23 protein-coding genes are annotated in these 26,853 nt (G+C 60.8%); 9 read left to right on the top strand and 14 right to left on the bottom strand.

Features of this window, described 5'->3' with window-relative positions:
* Window positions 1-28: 28 nt before the first annotated feature.
* From mrdA to NTD89_RS17995, 5 genes are all read right to left on the bottom strand, one after another.
* On the bottom strand, window positions 29-1,927 hold the full coding sequence (mrdA, locus tag NTD89_RS18015; protein ID WP_262208875.1) for a penicillin-binding protein 2: 1,899 nt from the start codon (window positions 1,925-1,927) through the stop codon (window positions 29-31).
* A gap of 15 nt (window positions 1,928-1,942) precedes the next feature.
* Window positions 1,943-2,410, bottom strand: coding sequence for a 23S rRNA (pseudouridine(1915)-N(3))-methyltransferase RlmH (rlmH, locus tag NTD89_RS18010; protein ID WP_262208874.1), 468 nt, complete (start codon window positions 2,408-2,410; stop codon window positions 1,943-1,945).
* 9 nt (window positions 2,411-2,419) lie between these two features.
* Window positions 2,420-2,914, bottom strand: a complete 495-nt coding sequence (gene rsfS, locus NTD89_RS18005) for a ribosome silencing factor (RefSeq protein WP_003215432.1) — start codon at window positions 2,912-2,914, stop codon at window positions 2,420-2,422.
* Window positions 2,915-2,983: 69 nt separating this feature from the next.
* Window positions 2,984-3,628, bottom strand: coding sequence for a nicotinate-nucleotide adenylyltransferase (gene nadD / locus NTD89_RS18000; protein WP_106579377.1), 645 nt, complete (start codon window positions 3,626-3,628; stop codon window positions 2,984-2,986).
* Window positions 3,628-4,893, bottom strand: a complete 1,266-nt coding sequence (locus tag NTD89_RS17995; protein WP_262208872.1) for a glutamate-5-semialdehyde dehydrogenase — start codon at window positions 4,891-4,893, stop codon at window positions 3,628-3,630. The genes nadD and NTD89_RS17995 overlap by 1 nt, the downstream gene beginning before the upstream one ends.
* A gap of 174 nt (window positions 4,894-5,067) precedes the next feature.
* On the opposite strand from NTD89_RS17995, the gene NTD89_RS17990 reads away from it, so the two are divergent.
* A complete protein-coding gene (locus NTD89_RS17990) occupies window positions 5,068-5,751 on the top strand; it encodes a DNA-3-methyladenine glycosylase (protein ID WP_262208871.1) in 684 nt (227 codons plus the stop codon).
* A gap of 178 nt (window positions 5,752-5,929) precedes the next feature.
* Window positions 5,930-7,246, top strand: coding sequence for a bifunctional DedA family/phosphatase PAP2 family protein (locus NTD89_RS17985; protein WP_262208869.1), 1,317 nt, complete (start codon window positions 5,930-5,932; stop codon window positions 7,244-7,246).
* Here NTD89_RS17985 and NTD89_RS17980 read toward each other — a convergent pair.
* From NTD89_RS17980 to NTD89_RS17970, 3 genes are read right to left on the bottom strand one after another with little or no spacing between them, the layout of a single operon-like run.
* Complete coding sequence (locus NTD89_RS17980; RefSeq protein ID WP_145162492.1) at window positions 7,240-7,833, bottom strand: LON peptidase substrate-binding domain-containing protein; 594 nt, start codon at window positions 7,831-7,833, stop codon at window positions 7,240-7,242. The two genes, NTD89_RS17985 and NTD89_RS17980, sit on opposite strands and share 7 nt — an antisense overlap.
* Before the next feature lie 22 nt (window positions 7,834-7,855).
* Window positions 7,856-8,572 carry an LrgB family protein gene (locus NTD89_RS17975; RefSeq protein WP_106579382.1) on the bottom strand — a complete coding sequence of 239 codons (717 nt, stop codon included), beginning with the start codon at window positions 8,570-8,572 and terminating at the stop codon, window positions 7,856-7,858.
* Complete coding sequence (locus NTD89_RS17970; protein WP_262208866.1) at window positions 8,569-8,922, bottom strand: CidA/LrgA family protein; 354 nt, start codon at window positions 8,920-8,922, stop codon at window positions 8,569-8,571. Before NTD89_RS17970 ends, NTD89_RS17975 begins: the two co-directional genes overlap by 4 nt.
* 158 nt (window positions 8,923-9,080) lie before the next feature.
* Between NTD89_RS17970 and NTD89_RS17965 the strand changes: the two genes are divergently transcribed.
* The 3 genes from NTD89_RS17965 (at window position 9,081) to NTD89_RS17955 (ending at window position 12,031) form a co-directional block, all read left to right on the top strand.
* The gene (locus tag NTD89_RS17965; RefSeq protein ID WP_145162498.1) at window positions 9,081-9,536 is read left to right on the top strand and encodes a MaoC family dehydratase; all 456 of its coding nucleotides are present in this window, start codon (window positions 9,081-9,083) and stop codon (window positions 9,534-9,536) included.
* A gap of 105 nt (window positions 9,537-9,641) precedes the next feature.
* Entirely contained in the window at window positions 9,642-11,360 is a 1,719-nt protein-coding gene (locus tag NTD89_RS17960; RefSeq protein ID WP_262208865.1) for a C13 family peptidase, read from the top strand.
* A 29-nt stretch (window positions 11,361-11,389) separates the two neighbouring features.
* Window positions 11,390-12,031, top strand: a complete 642-nt coding sequence (locus NTD89_RS17955) for an oxidoreductase (protein WP_106579386.1) — start codon at window positions 11,390-11,392, stop codon at window positions 12,029-12,031.
* 147 nt (window positions 12,032-12,178) lie between these two features.
* Here NTD89_RS17955 and NTD89_RS17950 read toward each other — a convergent pair whose 3' ends face one another.
* From NTD89_RS17950 to NTD89_RS17925, 6 genes are all read right to left on the bottom strand, one after another.
* Window positions 12,179-12,463 (bottom strand): YceK/YidQ family lipoprotein, encoded by a 285-nt coding sequence (locus NTD89_RS17950; RefSeq protein ID WP_145162504.1) that lies wholly within the window; start codon window positions 12,461-12,463, stop codon window positions 12,179-12,181.
* Window positions 12,456-13,085 (bottom strand): flavin prenyltransferase UbiX, encoded by a 630-nt coding sequence (gene ubiX, locus NTD89_RS17945; protein WP_003219402.1) that lies wholly within the window; start codon window positions 13,083-13,085, stop codon window positions 12,456-12,458. The genes NTD89_RS17950 and ubiX overlap by 8 nt, the downstream gene beginning before the upstream one ends.
* A complete protein-coding gene (mpl, locus tag NTD89_RS17940; RefSeq protein ID WP_145162507.1) occupies window positions 13,082-14,431 on the bottom strand; it encodes a UDP-N-acetylmuramate:L-alanyl-gamma-D-glutamyl-meso-diaminopimelate ligase in 1,350 nt (449 codons plus the stop codon). The genes ubiX and mpl overlap by 4 nt, the downstream gene beginning before the upstream one ends.
* 223 nt (window positions 14,432-14,654) lie before the next feature.
* Window positions 14,655-15,626, bottom strand: coding sequence for a hypothetical protein (locus NTD89_RS17935; protein ID WP_262208864.1), 972 nt, complete (start codon window positions 15,624-15,626; stop codon window positions 14,655-14,657).
* Between the two features lie 195 nt (window positions 15,627-15,821).
* On the bottom strand, window positions 15,822-19,055 hold the full coding sequence (locus tag NTD89_RS17930; RefSeq protein WP_262208862.1) for a hypothetical protein: 3,234 nt from the start codon (window positions 19,053-19,055) through the stop codon (window positions 15,822-15,824).
* 173 nt (window positions 19,056-19,228) lie between these two features.
* The gene (locus NTD89_RS17925) at window positions 19,229-21,130 is read right to left on the bottom strand and encodes a sigma-54-dependent Fis family transcriptional regulator (protein WP_262208861.1); all 1,902 of its coding nucleotides are present in this window, start codon (window positions 21,128-21,130) and stop codon (window positions 19,229-19,231) included.
* Window positions 21,131-21,402: 272 nt separating this feature from the next.
* Here NTD89_RS17925 and NTD89_RS17920 point away from each other — a divergent pair, with 272 nt between their 5' ends.
* The 4 genes from NTD89_RS17920 (at window position 21,403) to eutC (ending at window position 26,851) form a co-directional block, all read left to right on the top strand.
* Window positions 21,403-22,923: an aldehyde dehydrogenase family protein gene (locus NTD89_RS17920; RefSeq protein WP_262208860.1), complete on the top strand. Its 1,521-nt coding sequence runs from the start codon at window positions 21,403-21,405 to the stop codon at window positions 22,921-22,923.
* A gap of 219 nt (window positions 22,924-23,142) precedes the next feature.
* On the top strand, window positions 23,143-24,576 hold the full coding sequence (gene eat, locus NTD89_RS17915; protein WP_145162522.1) for an ethanolamine permease: 1,434 nt from the start codon (window positions 23,143-23,145) through the stop codon (window positions 24,574-24,576).
* Between the two features lie 53 nt (window positions 24,577-24,629).
* Entirely contained in the window at window positions 24,630-26,024 is a 1,395-nt protein-coding gene (locus NTD89_RS17910) for an ethanolamine ammonia-lyase subunit EutB (protein WP_169367687.1), read from the top strand.
* Window positions 26,021-26,851, top strand: coding sequence for an ethanolamine ammonia-lyase subunit EutC (eutC, locus tag NTD89_RS17905; protein ID WP_145162527.1), 831 nt, complete (start codon window positions 26,021-26,023; stop codon window positions 26,849-26,851). Before NTD89_RS17910 ends, eutC begins: the two co-directional genes overlap by 4 nt.
* The last annotated feature ends 2 nt before the right edge of the window (window positions 26,852-26,853 follow it).

Raw genomic sequence — 26,853 nt, 5'->3', positions numbered from 1 at the left:
ATCCTCGCTGGAGAGGATGCGGTCAAAATTACTCTTCACGGGCCGTAACCTCGGTGCTTGAAGGGGGGCCGCCATATTCGGGCTTGAGCCGGCCGTCGTCGGCCAACAGCCAGGCGTCCATGATCTGGCGCACCACGGGCGCAGCCACGCCGGAGCCGGACTCGCCGTTTTCGACCATCACCGCCACGACGATTTTCGGATCATCTGCCGGGGCAAAACCGACGAACAAGGCGTGGTCGCGATGGCGTTCCTGAACCTTGGAGCGGTCGTATTTCTCGCCCTGCTTGATCGCGACCACCTGCGCAGTACCACTCTTGCCGGCGATGCGGTATTGCGCGCCGACCGCCGCTTTGCGCGCGGTGCCCCGGGCGCCGTGCATCACTTGCTGCATGCCGTGGTTGACCTTGGTCCAGTCGGACGGGTCACGCAGCACGATGTCGGGAATCGGGTTTTCATCCACAGGCTTTTCGCCTTCGATGGTCTTGGCCAGGTGCGGACGGTTCCAGATGCCTTTGTTGGCAACCAGCGCCGTGGCCTGCGCCAGCTGCAAAGGCGTTGCCTGCATGTAACCCTGGCCGATACCAAGAATCAGGGTTTCGCCCGGGAACCAGGCCTGGCGACGGGTTGCGCGCTTCCACTCCCGCGACGGCATCAGGCCGGGGGATTCTTCGAACATGTCCAGGGAGACTTTCTGACCCAGGCCAAACTTGCCCATGTAGGCAGACAGCCGGTCGATGCCCAGCTTGTGGGCCAGGTCGTAAAAATAGGTGTCGTTGGAGCGCATGATCGCGGTGTCCAGGTCGACATAGCCGTCACCGGTGCGGTTCCAGTTACGGTATTTGTGATCGTAGTTGGGCAGCATGTAGTAGCCCGGGTCGAACACACGGCTTGACGCGGTGACCACGCCCGAATCCAGGCCGGCAATCGCCACCGCCGGCTTGATGGTCGAGCCCGGCGGATACAGCCCGCGCAGCACGCGGTTGAACAGCGGTCGGTCGATGGAATCACGCAGCTCGGCGTAGGCCTTGAAGCTGATGCCGGTGACGAACAGGTTGGGGTCGAAGCTTGGCTGACTGACCATCGCCAGCACTTCGCCGGTTCTCGGGTCCAGTGCCACCACGGCACCACGACGGCCGCCGAGGGCCATTTCGGCCGCTTCCTGCAACTTGATGTCCAGGCTCAACACGATGTCTTTGCCCGGCACCGGGTCGGTGCGCTTGAGCACGCGCAGCACGCGGCCGCGGGCGTTGGTCTCGACTTCCTCGTAACCCACCTGGCCATGCAGTTCCGGCTCGTAGAAACGCTCGATGCCGGTTTTACCAATATGGTGGGTGCCGCTGTAATTCACCGGATCGAGGCTTTTCAGCTCTTTCTCGTTGATGCGCCCCATGTAACCGACGGAGTGGGCAAAGTGCGGCCCTTGCGGGTAATGCCGCACCAACTGCGCCACCACTTCCACACCGGGCAGGCGGAACTGGTTCACGGCGATTCGCGCGATCTGCTCTTCGGTCAGCTCGAACAGGATCGGCACCGGCTCGAATGGCCGGCGCCCCTGCTTCATGCGTTTTTCGAAGATCACCCGGTCCTCCGGCGTCAGCTGCAGCACCTCGACGATCACGTCGAGGATTTGCTGCCAGTCACCGGAACGCTCGCGGGTCATGCTCAGGCTGAAGCTGGGCCGGTTATCGGCCACCACCACGCCATTGCGGTCGAAAATCAGCCCACGGGTCGGCGGAATCGGCTGCACATGCACCCGGTTATTTTCCGACAGCGTGGAGTGATAGTCGTACTGGATCACCTGCAGGAAATACAGGCGCGCAATCAGCACACCGATCAGCCCCACCACCAGAAAGGCGCCGAACACGACCCGCGCGCGTACCAGACGTGCGTCTTTCTCGTGGTCCTTGATGCGGATCGGCTGGGTCATCGGCAGGGGCGCAGATTATTTGTGGTAAGGGTGCCCGGACAGAACTGTCCAGGCGCGATACAGCTGTTCACCGATCAGAATCCTTACCAACGGGTGCGGCAGCGTCAGCGCTGACAGCGACCAGCGCTGCTCCGCCCGCGCACAGACTTCCGGCGCCAGCCCTTCGGGGCCGCCGACCATGAAGTTGACCGTGCGCGAATCCAGGCGCCAGCGATCCAGCTCCACCGCCAATTGCTCGGTGCTCCAGGGTTTGCCGTGCACCTCGAGGGTGACGATGCGCTCGTTGGGGCCGACCTTGGCCAGCATGGCTTCGCCTTCCTGACGGATAAAGCGCGCCACGTCGGCATTCTTGCCCCGGGTGTTGAGCGGTATTTCCACCAGTTCCAGCGACAGCTCAGCGGGCAGACGCTTGGCATATTCGTGCCAACCTTCTTCCACCCACTTGGGCATGCGTGAACCGACAGCGATCAGACGCAGGCGCACAGCCGTTCCTTATTCCTGGTCTTTGTTGAGCTTGTCGAAGTGCGCGTGGCCCACTTCCGGGCTGTGGTGCTTGCCATCAGCGGCACGGCTCTGCTCGGCGCCTTTCCACAGACGCTCCAGGTCGTAGAACTGACGGGCGTTGGACGTCATCATGTGAACGATCACGTCATCCATGTCCAGCAACACCCAGTCGCTGTCGCCCTTGCCTTCTTCACCCAGCGGCTTCACGCCTTGGGCTTTGACGGCTTCGCGAACCTTGTCGAGCATCGCGCCGATCTGGCGGTTGGAGGTACCGGTGGCGATGATCATGAAGTCGGTGATGCTTTGCTTGTCGCGCACGTCCAGCACCTGGATGTCCTGGGCCTTAACGTCTTCCAGGGCGGCAACGGCGACTTTTACCAGCTCTTCGCCAGCCAGCTCAGGGCCGGTGTGCGCTTCAACTGGCAGCGGGGCGCTTTTGAAAGTGCCTTTGCGCTTAACTTTGCTTACGTCTTTGTTCGTCATATAAAACTCGTTTTGCTCGTATGTTCGGGCGCTTGCTGCACGACTGTGCGTGCGATCAAACGCGCCTTTTCAGTTCGACGCACGGTAAAGCCCGTGCGCATCGATGTAGGCCAGGACCGCGTCAGGCACCAGGAAACGTACCGACTTCCCGCTGGCCAGCAGTTGACGGATCTGGGTGGCGGACACCGCAAGCGGGGTCTGCCAGACGAATGCAATATTCCCGTTCGGCCCGGTCAGGGCCAAGGGGTCACTTACCGACCGCGCGGCCAGCAGGTTGCGCAAGGCATCCGGCGGTTCGCTGTCGGCATCCGGGCGTTGCAAAACCAGGATGTGGCAATGCTGGAGGAGTTCCTCCCAGCGATGCCAAGAGGGCAGGCCGCAAAATGCGTCCCAGCCCAAAAGCAGAAACAACTGGTCGTCTGCGGCCAACTCGGCACGCATCAGTTCCAGGGTATCGACAGTGTAGGACGGTTTATCGCGCTTGAGCTCGTGGTCGTCCACCACCAGCGGCGCAATGCCGTCTACCGCCAGGCGCACCATCTCCAGGCGTTGTTGCGGTGATACCTGTGGCGTATCGCGATGCGGCGGCCGCGCGTTGGGCATCACCCGCAGCTCATCCAGCGCGAGGGCGTCCGCCACCTCCAGGGCACTGCGCAAATGGCCGATGTGCACGGGGTCGAAGGTACCGCCGAGCAGCCCGATGCGTTTAGCCATCAAGTGCGCACGTGACCGTCGCCGAACACCACGTACTTCTCGCTGGTCAGGCCTTCAAGGCCAACCGGGCCGCGTGCGTGGAGCTTGTCGGTGGAGATGCCGATTTCCGCCCCCAGGCCATATTCGAAGCCGTCGGCAAAACGCGTCGAGGCGTTGACCATCACCGAAGCGGAATCCACTTCGTTGAGGAAACGCCGGGCATCGCTGAAATGCTCGGAAACAATGGCATCGGTGTGCTTGGAGCCGTATTTATTGATGTGCTCGATGGCCTGGTCCAGGTCGTCAACGATGCGGATCGACAGGATCGGCGCCGTGTATTCGGTGTACCAGTCCTGCTCTGTCGCCTCGATCACGTCCGCGCCCAACAGCGCACGGGTACGCTCACAACCGCGCAGTTCCACGCCCTTGTCACGGTAGATGGCAGCCAGCGGCGGCAGCACGCGATCGGCAATGCCGACGTGCACCAGCAGGGTTTCCATGGTGTTGCAAGGGGCATAGCGGTGTGTCTTGGCGTTGTCGGCAATGCGGATCGCCTTGTCGATGTCGGCGGCGATGTCGATGTACACATGGCAAACGCCGTCCAGGTGCTTGATCACTGGCACCTTGGCATCGCGGCTCACGCGCTCGATCAGGCTCTTGCCACCGCGCGGCACGATCACGTCGACAAATTCCGGCATGGTGATCAGCGCGCCAACGGCGGCGCGGTCGGTGGTTTCCACCACTTGCACCACTTCAGCCGGCAACTCGGCCACGGCCAGGCCCTGCTGAATGCAGGCGGCGATGGCGCGGTTGGAATTAATCGCCTCGGAACCGCCACGCAGGATCGTAGCGTTGCCCGACTTGAGGCACAGGCTCGCGGCGTCGATGGTCACGTTCGGGCGCGACTCATAGATGATGCCGATCACGCCCAGGGGCACGCGCATTTTGCCGACCTGGATACCGGACGGCAGGTAACGCATGTCGCGGATTTCACCGATGGGGTCAGGCAGCTTGGCCACCTGACGCAGGCCTTCGATCATGTCGTCGATACGCGCCGGGGTCAGCGCCAGGCGGTCGAGCAGGGCTGGCTCCAGGCCATTGGCGCGGCCATTGGCCAGGTCCTGTTCATTGGCGGTGGCCAGCTCGGAGCGCGAAGCATCCAAAGCATCGGCGGCGGCCAACAGGGCACGGTTCTTCTGCGCAGTGCTCGCACGGGCGATCAACCGCGAGGCCTGCCGGGCAGCGCGACCCAGGCGGGTCATGTAGTCAAGAACGGACTCAGTCATGGTCAGGGAGTCTTGGCAAAGAGGAAAGCGGCAGATTATAGCTGTGACGCCGCCCGACTGACAGCGGTGAGGGGCGGATGGTCGAAATGAACTGTAAAAACTTGGGGTTCAGCGGTAATTAAGGTGGGAGTTGTTATTATTCCGTCACATTTAGCCGCATTAACCCTGATCGCCATGTCCAGTTTTGCCCCTCTGCTCCCCGCCAGCGCCCTGCCCGACAGCTTCTTCGACCGCGACGCGCAACTACTCGCGCGCGAATTACTCGGAAAAGTCATACGCCACCGCGTGGGCGATATCTGGCTTTCAGCGCGAATTATTGAAACCGAAGCCTATTACGTGGCCGAAAAAGGCAGTCACGCGTCGCTCGGCTACACAGAAAAGCGTAAGGCTTTGTTTCTGGATGGCGGGCACATCTACATGTACTACGCCCGTGGCGGCGATTCGCTGAACTTCAGCGCCCAGGGCCCAGGCAATGCCGTGCTGATCAAATCGGCGTATCCGTGGGTCGATGAGCTCTCCGGCCCGGCGAGTCTGGCGCAGATGCTGCTCAACAACCCCGACGCCAACGGCCACCCTCGCCCCACGCAGAAACTCTGTGCGGGCCAGACGCTGCTGTGCAAAGCCTTGGGATTGAAAGTGCCGATGTGGGATGCCAAGCGTTTTGACCAGGAACTGCTCTACGTTGAAGACGTCGGCCAGGCGCCGTCGCAGATCATCCAGACCACGCGCCTGGGCATACCCAGCGGGCGCGATGAACATTTGATGTACCGCTTTGTGGACGCGGGCTATGCACCGTATTGCACCCGGAACCCGCTGCGCCGGGGCCAGGTCGAAGGCCGCGATTACTTTTTGATTTGAATTGATTGAACGTAGAAACCCGCAGCACAGCAATTCCAATGTGGGAGCTGGCTTGCCTGCGATAGCGGTGGCCCAGGCGACTCTATGGTCGTCTTGAGGCCGCCATCGCAGGCAAGCCCGCTCCCACAGTTGATCTTCACTGTCTCAGGTTTCGCAATACAGATATGGAGTTGATTGTATGGGCCAATGGCTCGATAGCATTACCGGCTGGCTGACCCTGAACCCGCAATGGCTGGCCGTCGCGGTGTTTATCGTCGCGTGCGTGGAATGCCTGGCCATCGCCGGGCTGATCGTGCCGGGCACTGTGCTGCTGTTTGCCATTGCGGCGCTCGCCGGCAGTGGCGCGCTGTCCTTGAGTGAAACCCTGTTGCTGGGTTTCCTCGGCGGCTTGCTGGGCGACGGGGTTTCCTACTACCTGGGCCGACATTTCCATCAGAACATCCGACGCTTGCCCGGCCTGCGCCACCATCCTGAATGGATGAACGGCGCAGAAACCTACTTCCACAAGTACGGCATCGCCAGCCTGTTGGTAGGACGTTTCATCGGCCCGTTGCGTCCGATGCTGCCGATGGTGGCCGGGATGTGCGACATGCCCTTCCCGCGCTTTGCCGCCGTGAGCGTGTTGGCGGCGGCCGGCTGGTCGGTGGCCTATCTGCTGCCGGGCTGGGCCACCGGCGCGGCCTTTCGCCTGCCACTGCCAGCCGCTTTCTGGCCGCAGGCAGGTATCGTCGCGGCCTGCCTGGCGGTGTTGCTGGGCCTGAGCTTGAACAGCAGCCTGCGCGGCCATCGTCGCGCCACCTTGTGGATGGGTTGCGCCAGCCTGACGCTGTTGATCGCCCTGTTCATTGGCTACCCGCACCTCAATGACTTTGATCAAGGGTTGAGCGCACTGGTGCAGGAACACCGTAGCCCCTGGCTGGACGAGGTGATGGTGCGGATCACCCAGCTGGGTGAGTTCAGGAAGATGTTTTTCGCCAGCGCCATCTTCACCGGTTTGTTGCTGCTGGCGCGGCAGTGGCGTCATGCGGTGTTCGTCGGCGCGACGCTGGCCGGCGCGGCGGTGATCAACACCGGCACCAAGCTGTTTTTCGCCCGTGGCCGGCCGGAAATCCTCACCGACCCGCTGACCAGTTTCAGCATGCCCAGCGGCCACGCCTCCGGCGCATTTGCGTTTTTCCTGGCGCTGGCGGTACTGGCCGGTCGCGGCCAACCCACAAGATTGCGCCTGACCTGGATGCTGCTGGGCTGTATTCCGGCGGCCTTCATTGCGCTGTCGCGCGTCTATCTCGGCGCGCATTGGCCCACGGACATCCTGGCCGGCACGTTGCTGGCGATGACGGTGTGTGCGTTCAGCCTGACCGTCACCCAGTATCAAAGCCCGCTGCCGGCCATGCCGCGCAAGACCTGGTGGCTGCTGCTGCCGGTGCTGGTGGCGCTCATGATTTTTATCGCCCTGACCGGCACCCCGCACGCCCTGCTGCGCTACGCCTACTGAGTGAAGAGTTCGCCCTGCAACTCGTCGAGCAACATCTGGATGGCATCCAGGCGTTGCTGCGGGTCGTCGAGTTGCAGCAGGTCGATCTTGTCGGCCTCGGTGAACGGCAGCAGATAGGCCAGCTGGTTACCCAAGGCTTGCTGGCCATCGGCGTGGGTGCCCATGTCCAGCGAGGCAACCATCGGATGCTCAGCCAGCGCCTGGAGCAATGCCAGCAGGTCAGCGTCCTCTTCTTCCAGCGGTTGATCCGGCAGCTCTTCGAGCCACTGCACCTCGGCGACCAGTAGCTGGTCCTTCTGCACGCCGGTGTCACGCACGCGGAACCTGCGCCCGCCTTCGACGCGAATCCCCAGCAGGCCGTTGTCCTGTTGCTTGAAGTCGCGAATCAGCGCTTCACAGCCGATCAGCGCGTAGCCGTCCGGGGCCATGCCCACTTCCCTGCCGCTTAAGATGCACACCACGCCGAAGCTTTCGCCCTTTTTCATGCAGCGGCTGATCATGTCCAGGTAGCGCGCCTCGAACAGTTGCAAGTCGAGGGTGCAGCCAGGGAACAGCACGGTATTGAGCGGGAACAGCGCCAGACTCATAGAGGTTTCCTTCAAACCCGGTTTAAACGATCACGGACACGGCCAGCGGCAGGAACACCGCCGTGGCCACGCCCATCAGACTCATGGCCAACGCCGCGAAGGCGCCGCACTCTTCGCTTTCCTGCAGCGCGACCGAGGTGCCGACCGCATGGGCGGTCATGCCCAGGGCCATGCCGCGCGCTTCGGGGCTGTGCACGCCCAGGCGCGACAGGTACGCCGGGCCGATCATCGCGCCGACCACACCGGTGATCAACACAAACACCGCCGCCAGGGCCGCCACGCCACCGATCTGCTCGGCCACCAGCATGGCAATCGGCGAGGTCACCGACTTGGGCGCCATGGTCATCAGCATCCTATGCTCAGCGCCAAACCACCAGCCCAGCAGCACACACAGACCAGTGGCCAACACGCCACCTACCACCAGCGTAGTAAAAATCGGCCAGAACAATTGGCGGATCCGCCGCAGGTTCAGAAACAGCGGCACCGCCAGGGCCACGGTCGCCGGGCCGAGCAGGATGCCCATGATCTCGGTGCTTTTGCGGTACTCGACGTAAGTCAGGCCACAACTGAGCAATACGCCGATCACCAGCAGCATGGACACCAGCACCGGCTGCAGGAAGATCCAGCGGGTTTTCTCGAAAGCCGCCAACACCAGTTGATAGGCACCAAGGGTGATACCGATGCCGAACAGAGGGTGATGAATGACCGCCGTCCATGCGCCTTGCCAGTCGAAGGTCATTGATCCTTCTCCTTGCGTTTAACCATCTGCTGCATCAGCACACCGACAAAGCCCATGGCGATCACCAGCGACAACACCAGCGCGCCGACGATAGCCCAGAAGTCGGCGGCGATGTCCCTGGCGTACACCATCACGCCCACGGCCGGCGGCACCAGCAGCAATGGCAAATAACGCAACAGGCTGCTGGCGGCCAGGCTCAAGGGCTCGCCGACTTCACCGCGCCAGATCAGAAAGCCCAGCATCAGCAGCAAGCCGATGATCGGCCCAGGCAGCACCGGCATCAGCAAATGGTTGATCGCGGTGCCGATCAATTGAAACAGCACCAGCCATGTCAGGCCCCTTAACAGCATCGCTTATCTCCCCCTCAAAACCCGCCCGCATTATAAGCACGCCGGCTCTATGCTTCGGCATTCGCCAAAAGCATGGTGGGTTGACCGGGTGGGTTGCCCATGATGATCTACCCTGGATTTGGCCCACCTATAAAAACGATGAACCAAGGAGAGTCACAATGCCCTATGTACCCGTAGCGCAGCTCAAAGATTATGTCGGCAAGGAACTGGGACGTTCCGAATGGCTCACCATCGACCAGGCGCGTATCAACCTGTTTGCGGAGGCCACCGGCGATCATCAGTTCATCCACGTCGACCCGGTCAAGGCCGCGCAGACCCCGTTCGGCGGCACCATCGCCCACGGTTTCCTGTCGCTGTCGCTGATACCCAAGCTGATGGAAGACCTTCTGATCGTGCCCGAAGGCCTGAAGATGGCGGTCAACTATGGCCTGGACAGCGTACGCTTCATCCAGCCGGTCAAGGTCAACTCCAAGGTGCGCCTGAACGTAACGCTCAATGACGTCACCGAGAAAAAGCCTGGCCAATGGCTACTCAAAGCCACCGCCACCCTGGAAATCGACGGGCAGGAAAAACCGGCTTACGTCGCCGAGTCGTTGTCGCTCTACTTCGTGTAAGCCCGCGCCTGTGGTGGGGATATAAACCTCACCACAGCGTATGTAAATTTATGTATGAAACTCGCAGCTGCGGCATACTCGGCGCTCAATTATCCGGATCCCGCTATGCGCCCACTCGCTCCCCTTGCCCTTGCCCTGTTGCTCACCGCTTGCGGAGACGGCGAATCGCTGTTGCCGCCCGATGCGCGCCTGCCCGACGGCGGCCGTTACCGGGGCGATGTGGTCAATGGTTTGCTGCAAGGTCAAGGCCGGGTCGACTACCCCAACGGCAGTTGGTACGCCGGCCAGTTCGACAAAGGTCAATGGCACGGCCAGGGTGAATGGCATGGCAGTAACGGCGAGGTCTATAAAGGTCAGTTCAAGCAAGGCCTGTTCGATGGCCAGGGCAGCCTGACCACGGCGGGCAGCAGTTACGTTGGTGGTTTCAAAAATGGCCGGCGCAACGGCGAGGGCACCCTCAAAGAGGGGCAAATGACCTATCGCGGCGAATTCAAGGACGATCAATATTCCGGCCTTGGCCGCCTTGAGCTGGCCGACGGCAGCCAATACCAGGGCCAGTTCGCCCACGGCAAACCGAATGGCGAAGGCCAGCGTAACGACGACAGTGGCAACCAGTTCAGCGGCCACTTTGTCGATGGCCAACTCGAAGGCAATGGCACGTTCAACAGCGCCGACGGCGACATCTATGTCGGCCAGTTCAAACAGAACCAGCTCAACGGCAAAGGCCGCTATGAAAACGCCGACGGCGACGTGTGGATCGGCCAGTTCAAGGAAGGCGCCCTCAGCGGCAAAGGCGAGCTGATCGGCGTGGACGGCAGCCACTATGTCGGCCAGTTCAGCGACTGGCGCTTCACCGGCGAAGGCCGCTTGAACCTCACTGACGGCAGCTTCTATATCGGGGATTTCGACAGCGACAGCTATCAAGGCAAGGGCACCCTCGTGCTCACTGATGGCACCGTAGAGGCCGGCACCTGGGTCAATGGCATGCGCGTGCGCGACGCCGACGGCAAGCTGCTGCCCGACCCGCTGGAAATCGGCATACTGGCCCAAGGCCGCTTGCTCGATGCCGCCCTTGCCGCCGTGCCCGCCTCCACCCCCGCCGTCGAGCTGTACACCCTGGTGCTGGCCGGCGACGGCAAGCAAAGCGTGTTCCTGCGCGAAGCCGATTACGTGAGCAACATGCTCGCTACCCGTTTCGGCGCGCGCGGGCAGATTCGCCTGGTCAACCACCGTGACCATATTGCCGACCGCCCTCTGGCCACGCGCGAAAGCCTGCGCCGCGCCGTGCAAACCCTTGCCGAGCGCACGGGGCCGGAAGACCTGGTGTTTATCTACATGACCAGCCATGGCACCCACGAGCACGAACTGGTGCTCGACCAACCGCGCATGGAACTGGCCGACCTGCCGGCCGATGAACTGGCGGCCGTGCTCGCCCCCCTGAAAAACCGCGACAAGGTCATCGTGATTTCCGCCTGCTACTCCGGTGGGTTTATCCCGGCGCTCAAAGATGAGCGCACGCTGATCATGACCGCCTCGCGTGCCGATCGCGTGTCCTTTGGCTGCTCCGAGGAAGCGGACTTCACCTACTTTGGCGATGCCCTTTTCGCACAAGCTTTAAACCAGACAGATGACTTACAGCAGGCTTTCAAACTGGCACAAATGCACGTGGCCGAGCGCGAACAGGCGGACAACTTCGAAGCGTCCGAACCGCAGATCTGGGCGCCCAAAGGCGTGATCGCCCATTGGCAGTTATTACGTAAACAGCAGGCACGAAAGGCGCTCGAAAGCGTCTCAATGAATAGCAAGGAAGCCAAAGGCAACTAAGCTGTAACGTGTTACAAGGGGGAAACACCATGTACCTGACACCACAACATATCTTGCTCGCCGGGGCCTCGGGCCTCACCGGCGAACACCTGCTCGACCGCCTGCTCAACGAACCTACCGTGACCCGCGTACTGGCGCCTAGCCGCAAGCCGCTGGCTGAACACCCGCACCTGGAAAACCCGGTGGGTGATCCAGTGGCGTTGCTGCCGCAACTGAGCGGCCAGGTCGATATCGCCTTCTGCTGCCTGGGCACCACAATCAAACAGGCTGGCTCCGAAGCGGCCTTTCGCGCCGTCGATCTGGACATGGTCGTGGCCTTCGCCAAGCGCGCTCGGGAAATGGGCGCGCGGCACCTGATCGTGATCAGTGCAATTGGCGCCGACCCGAAATCCTCGATCTTCTACAACCGCGTCAAAGGCGAAATGGAACAGGCGTTGAAGGCTCAGGACTGGCCGCAACTGACCATCGCGCGCCCTTCGCTGCTGCTGGGAGAGCGCCTGGAACCTCGCCTGGCTGAACAGCTCGCCGGGCCGTTGTCGCGGTTGATTCCAGGCAAGTACCACGGCATTGAAGTCTGCGAGCTGGCCCGGGCCATGTGGCGCCTGGCGCTGGAAGAGCAGGACGGGGTGCGGGTGGTCGAGTCGGATGAGCTACGCAAACTCGGCAAGTAATGTCATTGAGCTCTGGCACGCAACAAACGGTGGGAGCGGACTTGCTCGCGAAGGCGGTGGACCAGTCAACTTAGGCATCGACTGACACGCCGCCTTCGCGAGCAAGCCCGCTCCCACATTGGTTTTGTGTTGCCTGCGAGGTCGGTGCTACAGACCACCGGTTGCATTGAAACCCACGCCCAATACCGTCAACGCCGACAACGGCAACAGCAGCGTGTCGAGCAACGCACTGGCCGGCAGGTCGATGTGCGGATAGCTCGGCGCTTCAGCGCCAAACCGGTCCTTGGCGCAACAGCCGCCGTTAATCGCATACAAATCCAGCCGTGTGCCGGCGTACACCACCGGCGCGCCAGGCTGCGCGGCGTCGAGCGTGCGCGCGGTGGCGCAGCCCGTCAGTTGCAGCGCCAGCATCACCAGCAGCGCCTTATTCATCGCTGCTCAAATGGTGCTCGCCCCAACGCGGCAGCATGTCTTGGGGAATATTCAGCAGGTTGAGAATCCGCGCGACCACGAAATCCACCAGGTCATCAATGGTCTGTGGCTGGTGATAGAAGCCAGGCGAAGCCGGCAAGATGGTCACACCCATGTTCGACAACTTGAGCATGTGCTCCAGATGGATACTCGAATACGGCGCCTCGCGCGGCACCAGAATCAGCTGGCGGCGCTCCTTCAAGGTCACGTCCGCCGCGCGCTCGATCAAGTTGTTGCAGGCGCCCGTCGCAATCGCCGACAAGGTGCCGGTCGAGCACGGCACCACCACCATCGCCGCCGGCGCTCCGGAGCCTGAGGCCACGGGCGACATCCAATCCTCTTTGCCGTAAACCTTGATCTGCCCTGCCGCCGCGCCCGTGTATTCGGTGAGGAAGGCTTGCATCATCTGCACTTTGGGCGGCAACGCGACATCAGTTTCGGTGGCCAACACCAACTGCGCGGCCTTGGAGATCAAAAAATGCACCTCGCGGTCTTCGCGCACCAGGCAATCGAGCAAGCGCAGGCCATAAGGCGCGCCGGAGGCACCGGTCATCGCCAGCGTGACGCGTTCCGGGCCGCTCATTTCAGGGCCTCGGCCAGCTTGCCATGCAGACCGCCGAAGCCGCCGTTGCTCATCACCACGATGTGGGTGCCCGGCGTGGCTTGATGCTTGACGTGTTCAATGATGCCCTCGATGGAATCGCAAACGGTGGAAGGCACGGTGCACAGCGCTGCAATGCCCGGCAGGTCCCAGCCAAGGTTGGGCGGCGCATACCAGACCACTTGGTCGGCGTCGTTGACGCTTTCCGGCAGGCCATCGCGGTGCGCGCCCAGCTTCATGGAATTGGAGCGCGGCTCGACAATGGCAATGATCGGCGCATCGCCGACCTGCTTGCGCAGGCCATCCAGCGTGGTGGCAATGGCCGTCGGGTGGTGGGCAAAGTCGTCGTAGATGGTAATGCCGTTGACGTCGGCGACTTTCTCCATGCGGCGTTTCACGCTTTTGAAGGCACTCAACGCGGCGATGCCCATGGCGGGCACCACGCCCACATGTCGCGCGGCCGCCAGGGTGACCAACGCGTTGGCGACGTTGTGCTGGCCAGTCATGCCCCACTCGACGATGCCTTGGGCTTGCCCTTCAAACAGCACTTCAAATCTGGAACCGTCTTCGCTGAGCAGCTTGACCTGCCACTGCCCGCCCGCGCCGGTGGTTTGCACCGGGGTCCAGCAGCCCATGTCGATCACGCGCTGCAACGCCGGCTCGGTGGTCGGATGGATGACCAGGCCTTCGCTCGGAATGGTGCGCACCAAGTGGTGAAACTGGCGCTCGATGGCCGGCAGATCGGGGAAGATGTCGGCGTGATCGAACTCAAGGTTGTTCAGGATCGCCGTGCGCGGGCGGTAATGGACGAACTTGGAGCGTTTGTCGAAGAACGCGCTGTCGTATTCATCCGCCTCGATCACAAAGAACGGCGTGTCACCCAGGCGCGCCGACACCGCGAAGTTCTGCGGCACACCGCCAATCAAAAAGCCTGGGCTCATGCCCGCGTGTTCCAACACCCAGGCGAGCATGCTGCTGGTGGTGGTCTTGCCGTGAGTGCCAGCCACCGCGAGTACCCAGCGACCTTGCAGCACGTGGTCCGCCAGCCACTGCGGGCCGGAGACATAAGGTAAACCTTTATTGAGTACGTACTCGACCGCCGGGTTGCCACGCACCATGGCGTTGCCGATCACCACCAGGTCTGGCACCGGGTCGAATTGCGACGGATCGTAGCCTTGGGTCAACTCGATACCCTGGGCCTGCAGTTGCGTGCTCATGGGCGGGTAAACGTTGGCGTCGGAGCCGGTGACGTGGTGGCCCAGCTCTTTGGCCAGAACCGCCATCGAGCCCATGAAGGTGCCGCAAATACCGAGAATATGAATGTGCATGGTTGACCTCGTAAAACATCGAGGCAGGTTAGCGCAGGGAGGGGAAAATCGCACTCTTTAGCTGTCGCCGTGCAGCGCTGACGGGGGTCAATCCCGACGTGCGTTTGCCGAAAAAGAAGTGCCGCCACGTACGCTGTGGTTGCCAGTACGCAACCCATCGAACACAACAGCACTTCTTTCATTGCTGGCTCCGTGGCTCGGAGCCTGGAACGTCGGCGCTCACCTAGGCGGCGCTGGCCCTATGCTTGACTTTCATTGCCCCCATCAATGCGGTAAGGGCCGCCATCCTGGACTCCAAGCCAAGCGCCCGGCTTTTGATGTCGTCTTTTGCGGCCCCGGTTGAGGCGGCCTGAAAGGAAATACTCAGCTTCTGCGCTTCGTTGGCAAATGCCGGCTCAATGTAATCAAGCATCTCCTCGAGATAATCCATTCGCTCTTCATTTGTTTTCGCTACCCATTCCAAGCCTGGCTGTACATGCGGCTCGGAACGAAGATCCGCCAAGGTATTCGCCAACAGGAATACGCTCTTCTGACTATGATCCACCAAACGCCCATCCTGAACACTTTGCTCGGTGGCGGCCGTCTGCGCCGAACTGATGAGGGGTTTTACAACCTCCAGAATGGCTCCGCTGACGACCACGCCGACCGTCGACAGCGGTACTGTGACCGCGGCCGTGATGCTGGCGACTTTTGCAATGTCCTTGCGCTGAAGTGGAAGCGCGCGGTCCGCTTTCGCACTGCTGGCTTTCACCAACTCTACTGCGTTTTCTTCCAGGCCCTGTGCAGAAAACGGTTCGACTTCCTGGCCCTCTACTCGACCGGGCGTCGGCTGCGCAAACAACTTATCTCGCAATCCAGCATCTTTCTGGGCTTGCCATTCTTTTTGATGCCTGGCGTGATAATCAGCCATTTCCGGTGTGTCAGGCGTATCAGGTGCCTCTCCCGGCGTGCGGGTACCGCTCGCATGGCCTGGCGCGCTGAAGCCATTCACGTGTGCGTCCACGAACTGCTGATCATAGGCCTGATTGCCAGCCCCGGGTTTACTGCCTGCCCCGCCTTCCAGTTTCGGCGCGTCAATCACTCGCGTAGAACCGGAAGGAACACCCGAGACATCCACCCTGTTAAAACCCGTGGAGAAAAGATCGCCGATCTTTGAGAATGCCAATGGCCGCGAGATTGAATTTGAAAACATCATAATGATTTACCTAATGGTTGATTAACATTAGAAAGTCATCCATTTCCTTCATTTAATACGTGGCAAAACAATCAATAACGTTCCGACCAGAGTCTATAAATATACAACCGATTAATTAGCATGCCACTTACCCACAGCCATAACTTCTCAAATACGAAGAGACCGCCACATAGCACAATGTAACTACTTGCTAAACTATTTGGCCGCAGGCGCTATTGCGCTTACTACACCGAACTGCAGCAACTGAGGCCCAAACGGCGTATTAGTGAGAATATTGTAGGCGTACCATGCACCTTTCTTGAAAACTGCAACCACGGGCACCCACAAACTATTGCTTTGCGCGCGATGAAACCCCTTAACGATATCATCGTCTTTATAAACTTTTGTCACATCATAGCTGCGCCAGCGCCCTCTTAATCGGGACAACACCTCGTCGCCATGTTCAAGCACGTACTTGATATCTTTATACCCAGCGCTCGCGCCTCGATTAAGGTTTTTTGCAATATCGGCCGCATCGGTATAGCCCACCGAAGCGCCGACACCGGAAAAGACCGAACTCTTGATGACATTGCCGAGCGACTGACCGCCCTTGACTGCTTTTCGAGCCGTGTTAAGCGCCGGAAGCGCAAAGCCTAAAATATCGAAGCCGATATTAAAGATCGCGCCCGATACGTCACCCTTGATCGCGTCCTGAATACCGTCGTAGAAAGGGATAAGCCCAAGAAAAAAAGCCTTCAACTGTTTGTCGTAGCGCTCTCCCTTTTCTATCGCTGTCATGCCGGCCGCCTTGGACTTTAGCGCCTCATAGTCACGGGTAAAAAAGCTGGCTGCGGTGATACCAAGGGCACCGCTTTTGGCGGAAAAATACGTCCCGTGTGATTTACCGGGGTTTTCAAGGGGATCACGTCCGTGATGGGTCACGCCGTATTGCGTATAGACGTTGTACGTGCCCGGAACACGGCCTTGGGTGCTCCCGCCAAAATAAGCGCCATCGTTAGCATTGGTGTGTTCACCCGGAAACCCGCTTTCCTTGACGAACCGCCCCAATGCCGGGAAGTAACTGTAGTAGCTGGCCTGGCCCGCACTCCCCGCTACTTTCATGAGCAAACCATGCCGGCCCTTGAGTGCCTCTATCTCCTGTGCTGTCGGCGTGCGGGGCTTGATATCGGCGTACAAGGAGAGCCCTGATACAGGCTCTGCACTGTTCCAGGACAATCCCGGTGCGGGCGCTGTATTGAGAAAGGGGCGAGACACCTCGATAAAACTGACCGCCGACTGTTCGATCCGCGCTTGATCCTCCCTGGGTAAAAGCGAAAGCTGATACTTAAACTGAATGGCCCAGGCACTGTCGTGCGCCACTTTATAGTTCTCAAACGTTGTAGAAAATACCTGATTGATATCGGGAACAAGTTGAGTAAGGCGTGGCGTTATTGCCGCCCAAGGCAGCACCTTGTTATTCAGCGACCGCCAGCGCTCTGGCTTGATCGGCCCGCTCATATAGACATCAAGCAGCGAAACAGGGTCATGTTTGACCCACGGTGCCTGCAATACTTTTTGGGTGGGGTCCAACTCAGGAAACACCCGCTTCAACTCAGCCGCCGCCAACTGCTCCCGTGTCGTCGCAGGCGCTGACAAGGTATCACGCGCCCATGCCAGCTCTTTTTGTTGTTTATTCAACGCCTCTTGGGAACGCTTGACGTCTGTGTACGTATAGTTGTGGTCGGGTTTATGCGCGATAACACCGTTGGCCAGGCCCCAGGTAATAATCGCAATGCCTGACGCAGCGCTCAGCTGATCCTCGCTTTCCAGGGACGTAAGTGGCGCTTCACCAAACGCCATGACCTGGCTGAACGTCATGTTCCCCGAAGCGCCAGGCACTTGTTGCTCTATACGTGAAACTTCGATGGAAAAGTTCGCCCATGTATGAGAGCCGTAAACAAGGTTAGGCGGGATGTCTTTTACCAGGAACTCCGGGGCGGCTGCCGCTAATAACAGCTGCGCAGCAAGAGGCGCCGCTTCAACCCCGACCTTACGCTCAAGGTGAGTGATGAAACTTTTGACGATGGTTGCCGGTGAGTAACCTGCGTTGTCCCTTTGATACAGGTTGTAGCCCGCCAGGTTGAAGCAGGACTTGCCCATTCCAGGATCAAGCTCTTGCACCAGGGCGACACTTACACTCTCAATGACGCTGGTGGGCGTCTCGATCACCTTGATCTTTTTTTGTATCTCCTGACCCAAGGCCCGCGCCTTGGGTGATCGAATCAGCTGGTCCAATGCCGACGCAGGGTTGGTCGCTATCGTCGTCCTGGTGGCCGGAGGAAGCTCGCTGATCAACCCCCGTAATAAGCTGCCGGCACCCGCTTGAGGATTTGAACGGTGGGTTACTTGGGCCTTGTGCCATTGAACTACCGTTGCGCGGACCTTGCGCAGTGAGGTTGCGCTCAATAAACCAGCAATCGGCCTTGCCCCGCCAGCGTTCGCCCGCGGCGCCCGGTGGGCAAGGTCAAACGATAAAGCCAGCGCCAAACCCTGGGCCTGCTGACTATTGACGGGCACTTTATGCCCATCCTGCCTGAGCATTTGCGCCACGCTCATCTGGCGGCGCTGCTCGCTGGCAAATCGGCTGGAACGCGGGTCGATCTGGAGCATGACCTGGTCCAGGTCGATGCTCCCGTTGGCGTCGTCTGCCTGAGACCTCAGCGCAGTCATGAGCGCATGACGGTCAGCGTCATCACCCAGCGCCGTCTGCTGCTGGGCCAACGCCTCTGCAGACCGCAGCGATGCATAAGCCGAGGGCGCGAATTCAAACAGCGCCTTATTCGCCAGCTTCTTGCGGTGCAAGGCCGCTTGCGCCGGCGTGAGGTCTATCGGCTGGTTGTAAAACCGGCCCACTGTGTACAACGGCACTTTGCCTTCCGGCCAGGGGTAACTGAACCCATGCCCGGGTTGAGGCGCGATCACCCTGGCAATCGACAACAGTGTTCGGGACACATCGGACCACCCCGAATCGTCCCGCAGCGTAAAAGTCTGCACCTTGCCGTCGACGATGCCGGCAAGCTCCCCGCGCGCCGGGTCCAGTTGCATGCCCGCCGTATCAAGCCCCTGCCCTTTTGCCCATGCGAGGAACCCAGGGGCTTTGAACGCGCTGTCCAGCTGGGCGCGCCAACGCCCAAGCGTGGACCCCGCGGGCACTTGAACATCAGGCGACATCCCCGACGTCTGGTAGGAACGCGTGGCCAATGCGCTTGCGAAGAACCTCGCCAATTGGGCATCCCCCGTGGCACGGCACTCGGTGCTGTCCGGCAACGCGGCACTGCGCGCCTGTCCAATGGCAGGGTTATCGACAGGCGCCGGGGCGGACTTCACGACCGGCGCCGCTGCATGAGTTGCAAAGATTGGCTGTGGACTAAACTTCGAAACATTAGTCATTCAACACCTCGCAGGCAAAACAGTCTGGCTGACTGTTCACGCACTGAGTGGTGCAACCGCCTACAAACATCACAACAAACTGCCAAAAAGTCTGCGTTCGGATATGTCAATTACTGGTTGTTTCTCTCTCTACATTACGCAACACATAACCGGCGTTAATTGCCTGACTAAGCTCAAGAACTTCGTTCAATCCCGTGTTTGCGCAACTTTCTGTAAAGCGTATTTCGGCTCACCCCCAAATGCTCAGCGGTGTGGGTCATGTGCCAATGGTGTTGCTGCAACGCTTCAAGCAAGGCCACGCGCTCCGCATCGTTCAAGGCAAGACCGGGAACGGGTTCAGAGGCCACGGCGGGGCGGGCCTGGCGAATGATTGGCGGCAAGTCGTCAAACCTGATGCGCCCATCCTCGGACAACGCCGCCAAGGTGCGTAATACGTTGCGCAACTGCCGCACGTTGCCCGGCCAGGCAAAGTCCAGCAGCGCCTGGCGCGCTGTCTGGTCGAGCAACACGACCTGCCCTGGCGCCTCATCGGCGAGCAAAAAGTCCAGCAATTGGGCTTTGTCGCTGCGCTCACGCAGAGGCGGCACGTCAATTTCAAGGCCATTGAGGCGGTAGTACAAATCTTCGCGGAAGCTGCCGCTGGCCACACGCGCCAACAAATCACGGTGGGTTGCGCTGATGATCCGCACATTGATTGCTTGCGGCTCACCGCCGATGGGCACGACCAGACGGTCTTCCAACACCCTCAGCAGACGGGTTTGCAATGCGAGGGGCATGTCGCCGATCTCGTCGAGAAACAAGGTGCCGCCGTCGGCCTGCTGTAACTTGCCGCGCATGCCTTCCTTGAGCGCGCCGGTAAAACTGCCGCCGCGATACCCGAACAGCTCGCTTTCGATCAGGCTTTCAGGGATGGCGGCGCAATTGAGCGCAACAAACGCCTTGTCGGCCCGCTGACTGGCCTGATGCACGGCCTTGGCGAAGGCTTCCTTGCCCGAACCGGTTTCACCGTTGATCAGCAACGGCACGTCACGTTCGAACACCCGCAGCGCCTTGCGAAACTCATTCTGCAGCACCGGGTCGCCCAGGCAGATGCCCGCCAGGCGCGGCGCCTCGGGCTTGGCCAGCGGTGCCGGTACGCTGCGCGCCTGGCCGCGCAATGCGGCGAATAGATGCCGGCCATCACGGGTACGCAGTGGCCAACTGGCTGTCGCATTGGCGCTGGCACGGCCGAGCAGCTGATCAAGGGAACACTCGAAAAACGCCTCCACCGGTTGCCCCAGCAAACCGCCACGAGCCTGTGCCAGCAGGTTCAGCGCGCTTTGGTTGACGGCGCAGATCCGCCCTTCGCCATCGAACGCCAGCAACCCTTCACTGAACAGCCCCACGGATTCGGCCTGCAGGTGAAAACGCAACAACCACTGGTTTTCAAAATGACGCAGGAAGTAACAACTCTCGATCATCTTCGCTGACAGGTTCACCAGCGCCATGGTGTGGAATTGGCTCTGACGCGACACGGCTTCACGCGCCGACGACACGTCCAGCACGGCCAACAGCTCACCCTGAGGGTCGAACACCGGGCTTGCCGAACAGGTCAGGCCGGTGTGGCGGCCGCGAAAATGTTCATCACGGTGAATGGTCAGGGACTGGCGCTCCACCAGGCAGGTGCCGATGCCGTTGGTGCCTTCGCACGCTTCGCTCCAGTCGGCGCCCAGCCACAGCCCGGCACGCTCGAAAATCTTGCGTTCCGAAGGTGCCGTCACACAGTTGAGAATCACCCCACGCGCATCGGTGAGCAATACCGCATGGCCGGCGCCGGAAAGCTGCTGATGCAGGCTGTTCATTTCGCTGCCGGCGATGTGCAGCACCTGCTGCAGGCGTTCGCGGCTTTCCAGCAGGCGGCCATGTTCGAGCACGGTGGGGGCGATGCTCAAGGCGGGGTCGAGGTGATAATCCTCCAGGCAACGCAGCCAGGAGCGGGCGATGGACGGGTCGCTGCCGGGGCCTTGGGCAAGGTCCTGCCCACGGGTGACGGTGAGGACTTGCTGGGCATGGCGACTGAAATGATCGTTTTGCATGTTCTTATTATTCTCTCTGCGTGAGAACAGCCAGCATCCCCCAGCCATCCAGGCATTGCAATCCCGGGCAGACCCGCCGGTCATAGGCTGTACCGTTTATGGCACACACTGTCACCCCGCCTGTACCAGCCCTGTCACAGCAACGCTTTGCAATAAACCTCAAGCCCTTGATTTACCTGGCCTGCAAAGCAGTGGCCCGACCTTTGCTCTACGCTTTATCAAGCGCAACACCGCTGAACTCCAATAAACATAAAAGTCAGGAGATACCCACCATGCGTTATGCAAATCCCGGTACTGAAGGCGCGATCGTTTCGTTCAAGGCCAAGTACGGTAACTACATCGGCGGCGAATTCGTCGCGCCGGTGGATGGCAACTACTTCACCAACACCTCGCCGGTCAACGGCAAGCCTATCGCCGACTTCCCGCGCTCCACGGCCAAAGACATCGACAAAGCCCTCGACGCCGCCCACGCCGCCGCAGATGCCTGGGGCAAGACCTCGGCTCAGGACCGCTCGCTGGTGCTGCTGAAAATCGCCGACCGCATCGAACAGAACCTCGAACTGCTGGCCATCACCGAAACCTGGGACAACGGCAAAGCCGTGCGTGAAACCCTCAACGCCGACATCCCACTGGCGGCCGACCACTTCCGCTACTTCGCCGGCTGCATCCGCGCGCAGGAAGGCACCAGCGCCGAAATCAACGAACTGACCGCCTCGTATCACTTCCACGAGCCGCTGGGCGTGGTCGGCCAGATCATCCCGTGGAACTTCCCGCTGCTGATGGCCGCGTGGAAACTCGCCCCGGCCCTGGCTGCCGGTAACTGCGTGGTGCTCAAGCCCGCCGAGCAAACGCCGCTGGGCATCAACGTGCTGATGGAGCTGATCGGCGACCTGCTGCCGCCAGGCGTGCTGAACGTGGTACACGGTTACGGCAAAGAAGCCGGCGAAGCCCTGGCCACCAGCAAGCGCATCGCCAAGATCGCCTTTACCGGCTCGACACCGGTGGGCTCGCACATCATGCACGCGGCGGCCGAGAACATTATTCCGTCCACCGTTGAGCTGGGCGGCAAGTCGCCGAACATCTTCTTCGCCGACATCATGAAAGCCGAACCGTCGTTTATCGAAAAGGCCGCCGAAGGCCTGGTGCTGGCGTTCTTCAACCAGGGCGAGGTGTGCACCTGCCCATCGCGCGCGCTGGTGGAAGAGTCGATCTACGACGACTTCATGAAAGTGGTGATGAAAAAGATCGAGCAGATCAAACGCGGCGACCCGCTGGACACCGACACCATGGTGGGCGCCCAGGCGTCCGAGCAGCAGTTCGACAAGATCCTCTCCTACCTGGAAATCGCCAAGGGCGAAGGCGCGCAACTGCTCACCGGCGGTAAGGTCGAGCAGCTTACCGGCGACATGGCCGGCGGTTATTACATCCAGCCGACCCTGCTCAAGGGCACCAATGAAATGCGCGTGTTCCAGGAAGAAATCTTCGGCCCGGTGGTGAGCATCACCACCTTCAAGGACGAAGCCGAAGCCCTGGCGATTGCCAACGACACCGAGTTCGGCCTGGGTGCCGGTGTGTGGACCCGCGACATCAACCGCGCCTACCGCATGGGCCGCGCGATCAAGGCCGGCCGCGTGTGGACCAACTGCTACCACCTGTACCCGGCGCACGCCGCGTTCGGCGGTTACAAGAAGTCCGGTGTGGGCCGTGAGACGCACAAGATGATGTTGGATCACTACCAGCAGACCAAGAACTTGCTGGTGAGCTACGACATTAATCCGTTGGGCTTTTTCTAACTTAAACCTGTAACGGGCGACCAGTTCTCAACTTGAAATGCAATCAAGTGTGGGAGCTGGCTTGCCTGCGATGGGGGTGTATCAACTAAGCGTGTGGTGGCTGACACACTGCTTTCGCAGGCAAGCCAGCGCCCACATTAGCTCTTCGCAAGTACTCGCAACTCGCATTCGGCACAAAGAGGCCGAGTTAAAAACAATAAGAATGGACGGTACTTTCCCATGCCTAGCGAACCTACTGGCTCTTCCGTCGACTTCGAAAAAGTCGGCACCGACTACTTCCAACAACGCGAACTGAAAAAAGGCGCCGCCGGCTGGGTGCTGTTGGTCGGCCTTGGCGTTGCCTATGTGATCTCCGGCGACTACGCCGGTTGGAACTTCGGCCTGGCCCAAGGTGGCTGGGGCGGCATGTTCCTCGCCACCTTGCTGATGGCCACCATGTACCTGTGCATGTGCTTCTCCCTGGCCGAACTGTCTTCCATGATCCCCACCGCCGGCGGCGGCTACGGCTTTGCCCGCAGCGCCTTCGGCCCCTGGGGCGGCTTCCTCACCGGCACCGCGATCCTGATCGAATACGCCATCGCCCCCGCCGCCATTGCGGTGTTTATCGGCGCTTATTGCGAGTCGCTGTTCGGCATTGGCGGCTGGATGATTTACCTGGCGTTCTACATCATCTTTATCGGCATCCACATTTTCGGCGTGGGCGAAGCCTTGAAGCTGATGTTTGTGATTACCGCCGTTGCAGCGATTGCCTTGGGCGTGTTCCTGGTGTCGATGGTGCCGCACTTCAACGTTGCGAACCTGCTGGACATCCCGGTGACCGAGGCCAAAGGCGCCAGCACGTTCTTGCCGTTCGGCTACGTCGGCGTATGGGCGGCGATTCCCTATGCAATCTGGTTTTTCCTCGCCGTCGAAGGCGTGCCGTTGGCTGCCGAAGAAACCAAGAACCCCAAGCGTGACCTGCCTCGTGGCCTGATCGGCGCCATTGTGGTGCTGACCAGTTTTGCCCTGTTGATTCTGGTTATCGCCCCCGGCGGCGCGGGCACTTACGCGTTGATCAAGTCGGGCAACCCGTTGGTTGAGGCGCTGGCACTGTCCTACGGCGGTTCGACCTGGATGGGCAGCTTCGTCAACCTGGTCGGCTTGGCAGGCTTGATCGCGAGCTTTTTCTCGATCATCTACGCGTATTCCCGGCAGATCTTCGCCTTGTCCCGCGCCGGTTACTTGCCGCGCAAACTGTCGCAGACCAACAAAAGCAAGGCGCCGGTGCTGGCGTTGGTAATCCCGGGCATCATCGGTTTTGGCCTGTCGCTGACCGGCCAGGGTGATTTGCTGATCCTGGTGGCGGTGTTTGGCGCGACCATTTCCTACGTACTGATGATGGCCGCGCACATCACCCTGCGCATCCGCCGCCCCAAAATGGATCGCCCGTACCGCACACCGGGCGGCATTTTCACCTCAGGTGTCGCGCTGGTACTGGCCTGCGTAGCCGTAGTAGCGGGCTTTCTGGTGGATCCACGGGTGGTGATTGGCGCCGCGATCATCTATGGAGTATTAATTGCTTACTTTGCTTTCTACAGCCGGCATCACTTGGTAGCAGGCACGCCCGAAGAAGAATTCGCCGCGATCCAGGCCGCAGAGGCCGCCTTGCACTGAATGCCGTAAACCTCGACGCGGGCAGTTGGCCCGCGTCGCCAAGGAGACACTGTATGGCAAGCTTTTCCCACGCGGTGGGTGCACAGACCTACCGCTTCGACAGCCTCAAGGACGTGATGGCCAAGGCCAGCCCGGCGCGCTCCGGGGACTTCCTCGCCGGCGTGGCCGCGCAGAACGACGGCGAACGCGTGGCCGCGCAGATGGCGTTGGCGAACATCCCGCTGAAACACTTCCTCGAAGAAGTGCTGATCCCCTACGAAAGCGACGAAGTCACCCGGCTGATCATCGACACCCACGATAAACAGGCGTTTAGCGTGGTCAGTCACCTCACCGTCGGCGGCCTGCGCGACTGGCTGCTCAGTGACGCGGCCGACGAACACGCCCTACGCGCATTGGCGCCGGGGCTGACACCGGAAATGGCCGCCGCCGTCTCCAAGATCATGCGCGTGCAGGACCTGGTGCTGGTTGCGCAAAAGATCCGCGTGGTCACCCAGTTTCGCGGCACCATGGGCCTGCGCGGGCGCCTGTCAACGCGCCTGCAGCCCAACCACCCGACGGATGAGCCGGCGGGCATCGCGGCGAGCATTCTCGACGGCCTGCTCTACGGCAACGGTGACGCCATGATCGGCATCAACCCGGCCACCGACAGCATCGCCTCGATCTGCGCGATGCTTGAGATGCTCGATGCGATCATCCAGCGCTACGAAATCCCCACCCAGGCGTGTGTGCTGACCCACGTGACCACGTCCATCGAGGCCATCAACCGAGGTGTACCGCTGGACCTGGTGTTTCAGTCGATTGCCGGCACCGAAGCGGCCAACGCCAGTTTCGGCATCAGCCTGAGCGTGCTGCAGGAAGGTTACGAAGCGGGCTTGAGCCTGAACCGCGGCACCTTGGGCCAGAACCTGATGTACTTCGAAACCGGCCAGGGCAGCGCCTTGTCGGCCAACGCGCACTTTGGCGTCGACCAGCAAACCTGCGAAACCCGCGCCTACGCCGTTGCGCGGCATTTCAAGCCGTTTTTGGTCAACACCGTTGTAGGTTTTATCGGCCCCGAGTACCTGTACAACGGCAAGCAGATCATCCGCGCCGGCCTCGAAGACCACTTCTGCGGCAAGCTGCTCGGCGTGCCGATGGGGTGCGACATCTGCTACACCAACCACGCCGAGGCCGACCAGGATGACATGGACACCCTGCTGACCCTGTTGGGCGTGGCCGGGATCAACTTCATCATGGGCATCCCCGGCTCCGACGACATCATGCTCAACTACCAGACCACCTCGTTTCACGACGCGTTATACGCCCGGCAAACATTGGGTTTAAAACCGGCGCCGGAGTTTGAACAGTGGCTGGCCAAGATGGGCATCTTCACGCAAGCCGACGGCAAGGTGCACTTCGGCAACAGCCTGCCACCGGCATTTCGCCACGCCTTGAAGCAATTGGGATGAAGGAGCCGCCTGTGCAAGTAGAACTGCCTGACAACCCGTGGCTGGAACTGCGCCGCCTGACCCCGGCGCGCATCGCCCTGGGCCGCACCGGCACCAGCATTCCCACCAGCGCGCAGCTGGATTTTCAATTCGCCCACGCCCAGGCGCGCGATGCGGTGCACCTGCCTTTTGACCATGAAGGCCTGAGCAGCCAATTGGCCGAGCGCGGCCGTGAGAGCCTGTTGCTGCACAGTGCCGCTGTTGACCGGCATATGTATTTGCAACGCCCGGACCTGGGGCGACGCCTCAGTGATGAGTCGGCGCAGAGCTTGCGCGACTACGCCGCCGCCAACCCTGGCGGGGTGGACCTGGCCGTGGTGGTGGCCGATGGGCTGTCGGCGCTGGCCGTGCATAAACACACGTTACCGTTTCTGACACGCATGGAAGAACAGACTCACGCCGAAGGGTGGTCCTTGTCGCCTGTCATCCTGGTGGAACAGGGCCGCGTAGCGGTGGCCGATGAGATCGGCCAATTGCTGGGCGCCAAGATGGTAGTGATTCTGATCGGCGAGCGGCCGGGGCTCAGCTCGCCGGACAGCCTGGGGCTGTATTTCACCTACAACCCCAAGGTCGGGCTTACCGATGCGTATCGCAACTGCATTTCCAATGTGCGCCTGGAAGGCCTGAGCTACGGCATGGCCGCGCACCGCCTGCTTTACTTGATGAAAGAGGCGTGTCGCCGGCAGCTGTCGGGGGTCAATCTCAAGGACGAGGCACAGGTGCAGACCCTCGAGTCGGATGATCCTGACCTGATGAAAGGCAATTTCCTGCTCAGCCCGCCGGAATGAAC

It is taken from the genome of Pseudomonas sp. 14P_5.3_Bac1, from assembly GCF_025466135.1.
Taxonomy (GTDB): Bacteria; Pseudomonadota; Gammaproteobacteria; order Pseudomonadales; family Pseudomonadaceae; genus Aquipseudomonas.
Note: the sequence above shows the minus strand (reverse complement) of the source record. Positions and strands in the feature narration are given on the sequence as shown.

Excerpts from the sequence above, each read along its gene's own strand:
- mrdA (WP_262208875.1), bottom strand. The coding sequence starts at position 1,927 with ATGACCCAGCCGATCCGCATCAAGGACCACGAGAAAGACGCACGTCTG.
- rsfS (WP_003215432.1), bottom strand. The coding sequence starts at position 2,914 with ATGACGAACAAAGACGTAAGCAAAGTTAAGCGCAAAGGCACTTTCAAA.
- nadD (WP_106579377.1), bottom strand. The coding sequence starts at position 3,628 with ATGGCTAAACGCATCGGGCTGCTCGGCGGTACCTTCGACCCCGTGCAC.
- NTD89_RS17995 (WP_262208872.1), bottom strand. The coding sequence starts at position 4,893 with ATGACTGAGTCCGTTCTTGACTACATGACCCGCCTGGGTCGCGCTGCC.
- NTD89_RS17990 (WP_262208871.1), top strand. The coding sequence starts at position 5,068 with ATGTCCAGTTTTGCCCCTCTGCTCCCCGCCAGCGCCCTGCCCGACAGC.
- NTD89_RS17985 (WP_262208869.1), top strand. The coding sequence starts at position 5,930 with ATGGGCCAATGGCTCGATAGCATTACCGGCTGGCTGACCCTGAACCCG.
- NTD89_RS17980 (WP_145162492.1), bottom strand. The coding sequence starts at position 7,833 with ATGAGTCTGGCGCTGTTCCCGCTCAATACCGTGCTGTTCCCTGGCTGC.
- NTD89_RS17975 (WP_106579382.1), bottom strand. The coding sequence starts at position 8,572 with ATGACCTTCGACTGGCAAGGCGCATGGACGGCGGTCATTCATCACCCT.
- NTD89_RS17970 (WP_262208866.1), bottom strand. The coding sequence starts at position 8,922 with ATGCTGTTAAGGGGCCTGACATGGCTGGTGCTGTTTCAATTGATCGGC.
- NTD89_RS17965 (WP_145162498.1), top strand. The coding sequence starts at position 9,081 with ATGCCCTATGTACCCGTAGCGCAGCTCAAAGATTATGTCGGCAAGGAA.
- NTD89_RS17960 (WP_262208865.1), top strand. The coding sequence starts at position 9,642 with ATGCGCCCACTCGCTCCCCTTGCCCTTGCCCTGTTGCTCACCGCTTGC.
- NTD89_RS17955 (WP_106579386.1), top strand. The coding sequence starts at position 11,390 with ATGTACCTGACACCACAACATATCTTGCTCGCCGGGGCCTCGGGCCTC.
- NTD89_RS17950 (WP_145162504.1), bottom strand. The coding sequence starts at position 12,463 with ATGAATAAGGCGCTGCTGGTGATGCTGGCGCTGCAACTGACGGGCTGC.
- ubiX (WP_003219402.1), bottom strand. The coding sequence starts at position 13,085 with ATGAGCGGCCCGGAACGCGTCACGCTGGCGATGACCGGTGCCTCCGGC.
- mpl (WP_145162507.1), bottom strand. The coding sequence starts at position 14,431 with ATGCACATTCATATTCTCGGTATTTGCGGCACCTTCATGGGCTCGATG.
- NTD89_RS17935 (WP_262208864.1), bottom strand. The coding sequence starts at position 15,626 with ATGATGTTTTCAAATTCAATCTCGCGGCCATTGGCATTCTCAAAGATC.
- NTD89_RS17930 (WP_262208862.1), bottom strand. The coding sequence starts at position 19,055 with ATGACTAATGTTTCGAAGTTTAGTCCACAGCCAATCTTTGCAACTCAT.
- NTD89_RS17925 (WP_262208861.1), bottom strand. The coding sequence starts at position 21,130 with ATGCAAAACGATCATTTCAGTCGCCATGCCCAGCAAGTCCTCACCGTC.
- NTD89_RS17920 (WP_262208860.1), top strand. The coding sequence starts at position 21,403 with ATGCGTTATGCAAATCCCGGTACTGAAGGCGCGATCGTTTCGTTCAAG.
- eat (WP_145162522.1), top strand. The coding sequence starts at position 23,143 with ATGCCTAGCGAACCTACTGGCTCTTCCGTCGACTTCGAAAAAGTCGGC.
- NTD89_RS17910 (WP_169367687.1), top strand. The coding sequence starts at position 24,630 with ATGGCAAGCTTTTCCCACGCGGTGGGTGCACAGACCTACCGCTTCGAC.
- eutC (WP_145162527.1), top strand. The coding sequence starts at position 26,021 with ATGAAGGAGCCGCCTGTGCAAGTAGAACTGCCTGACAACCCGTGGCTG.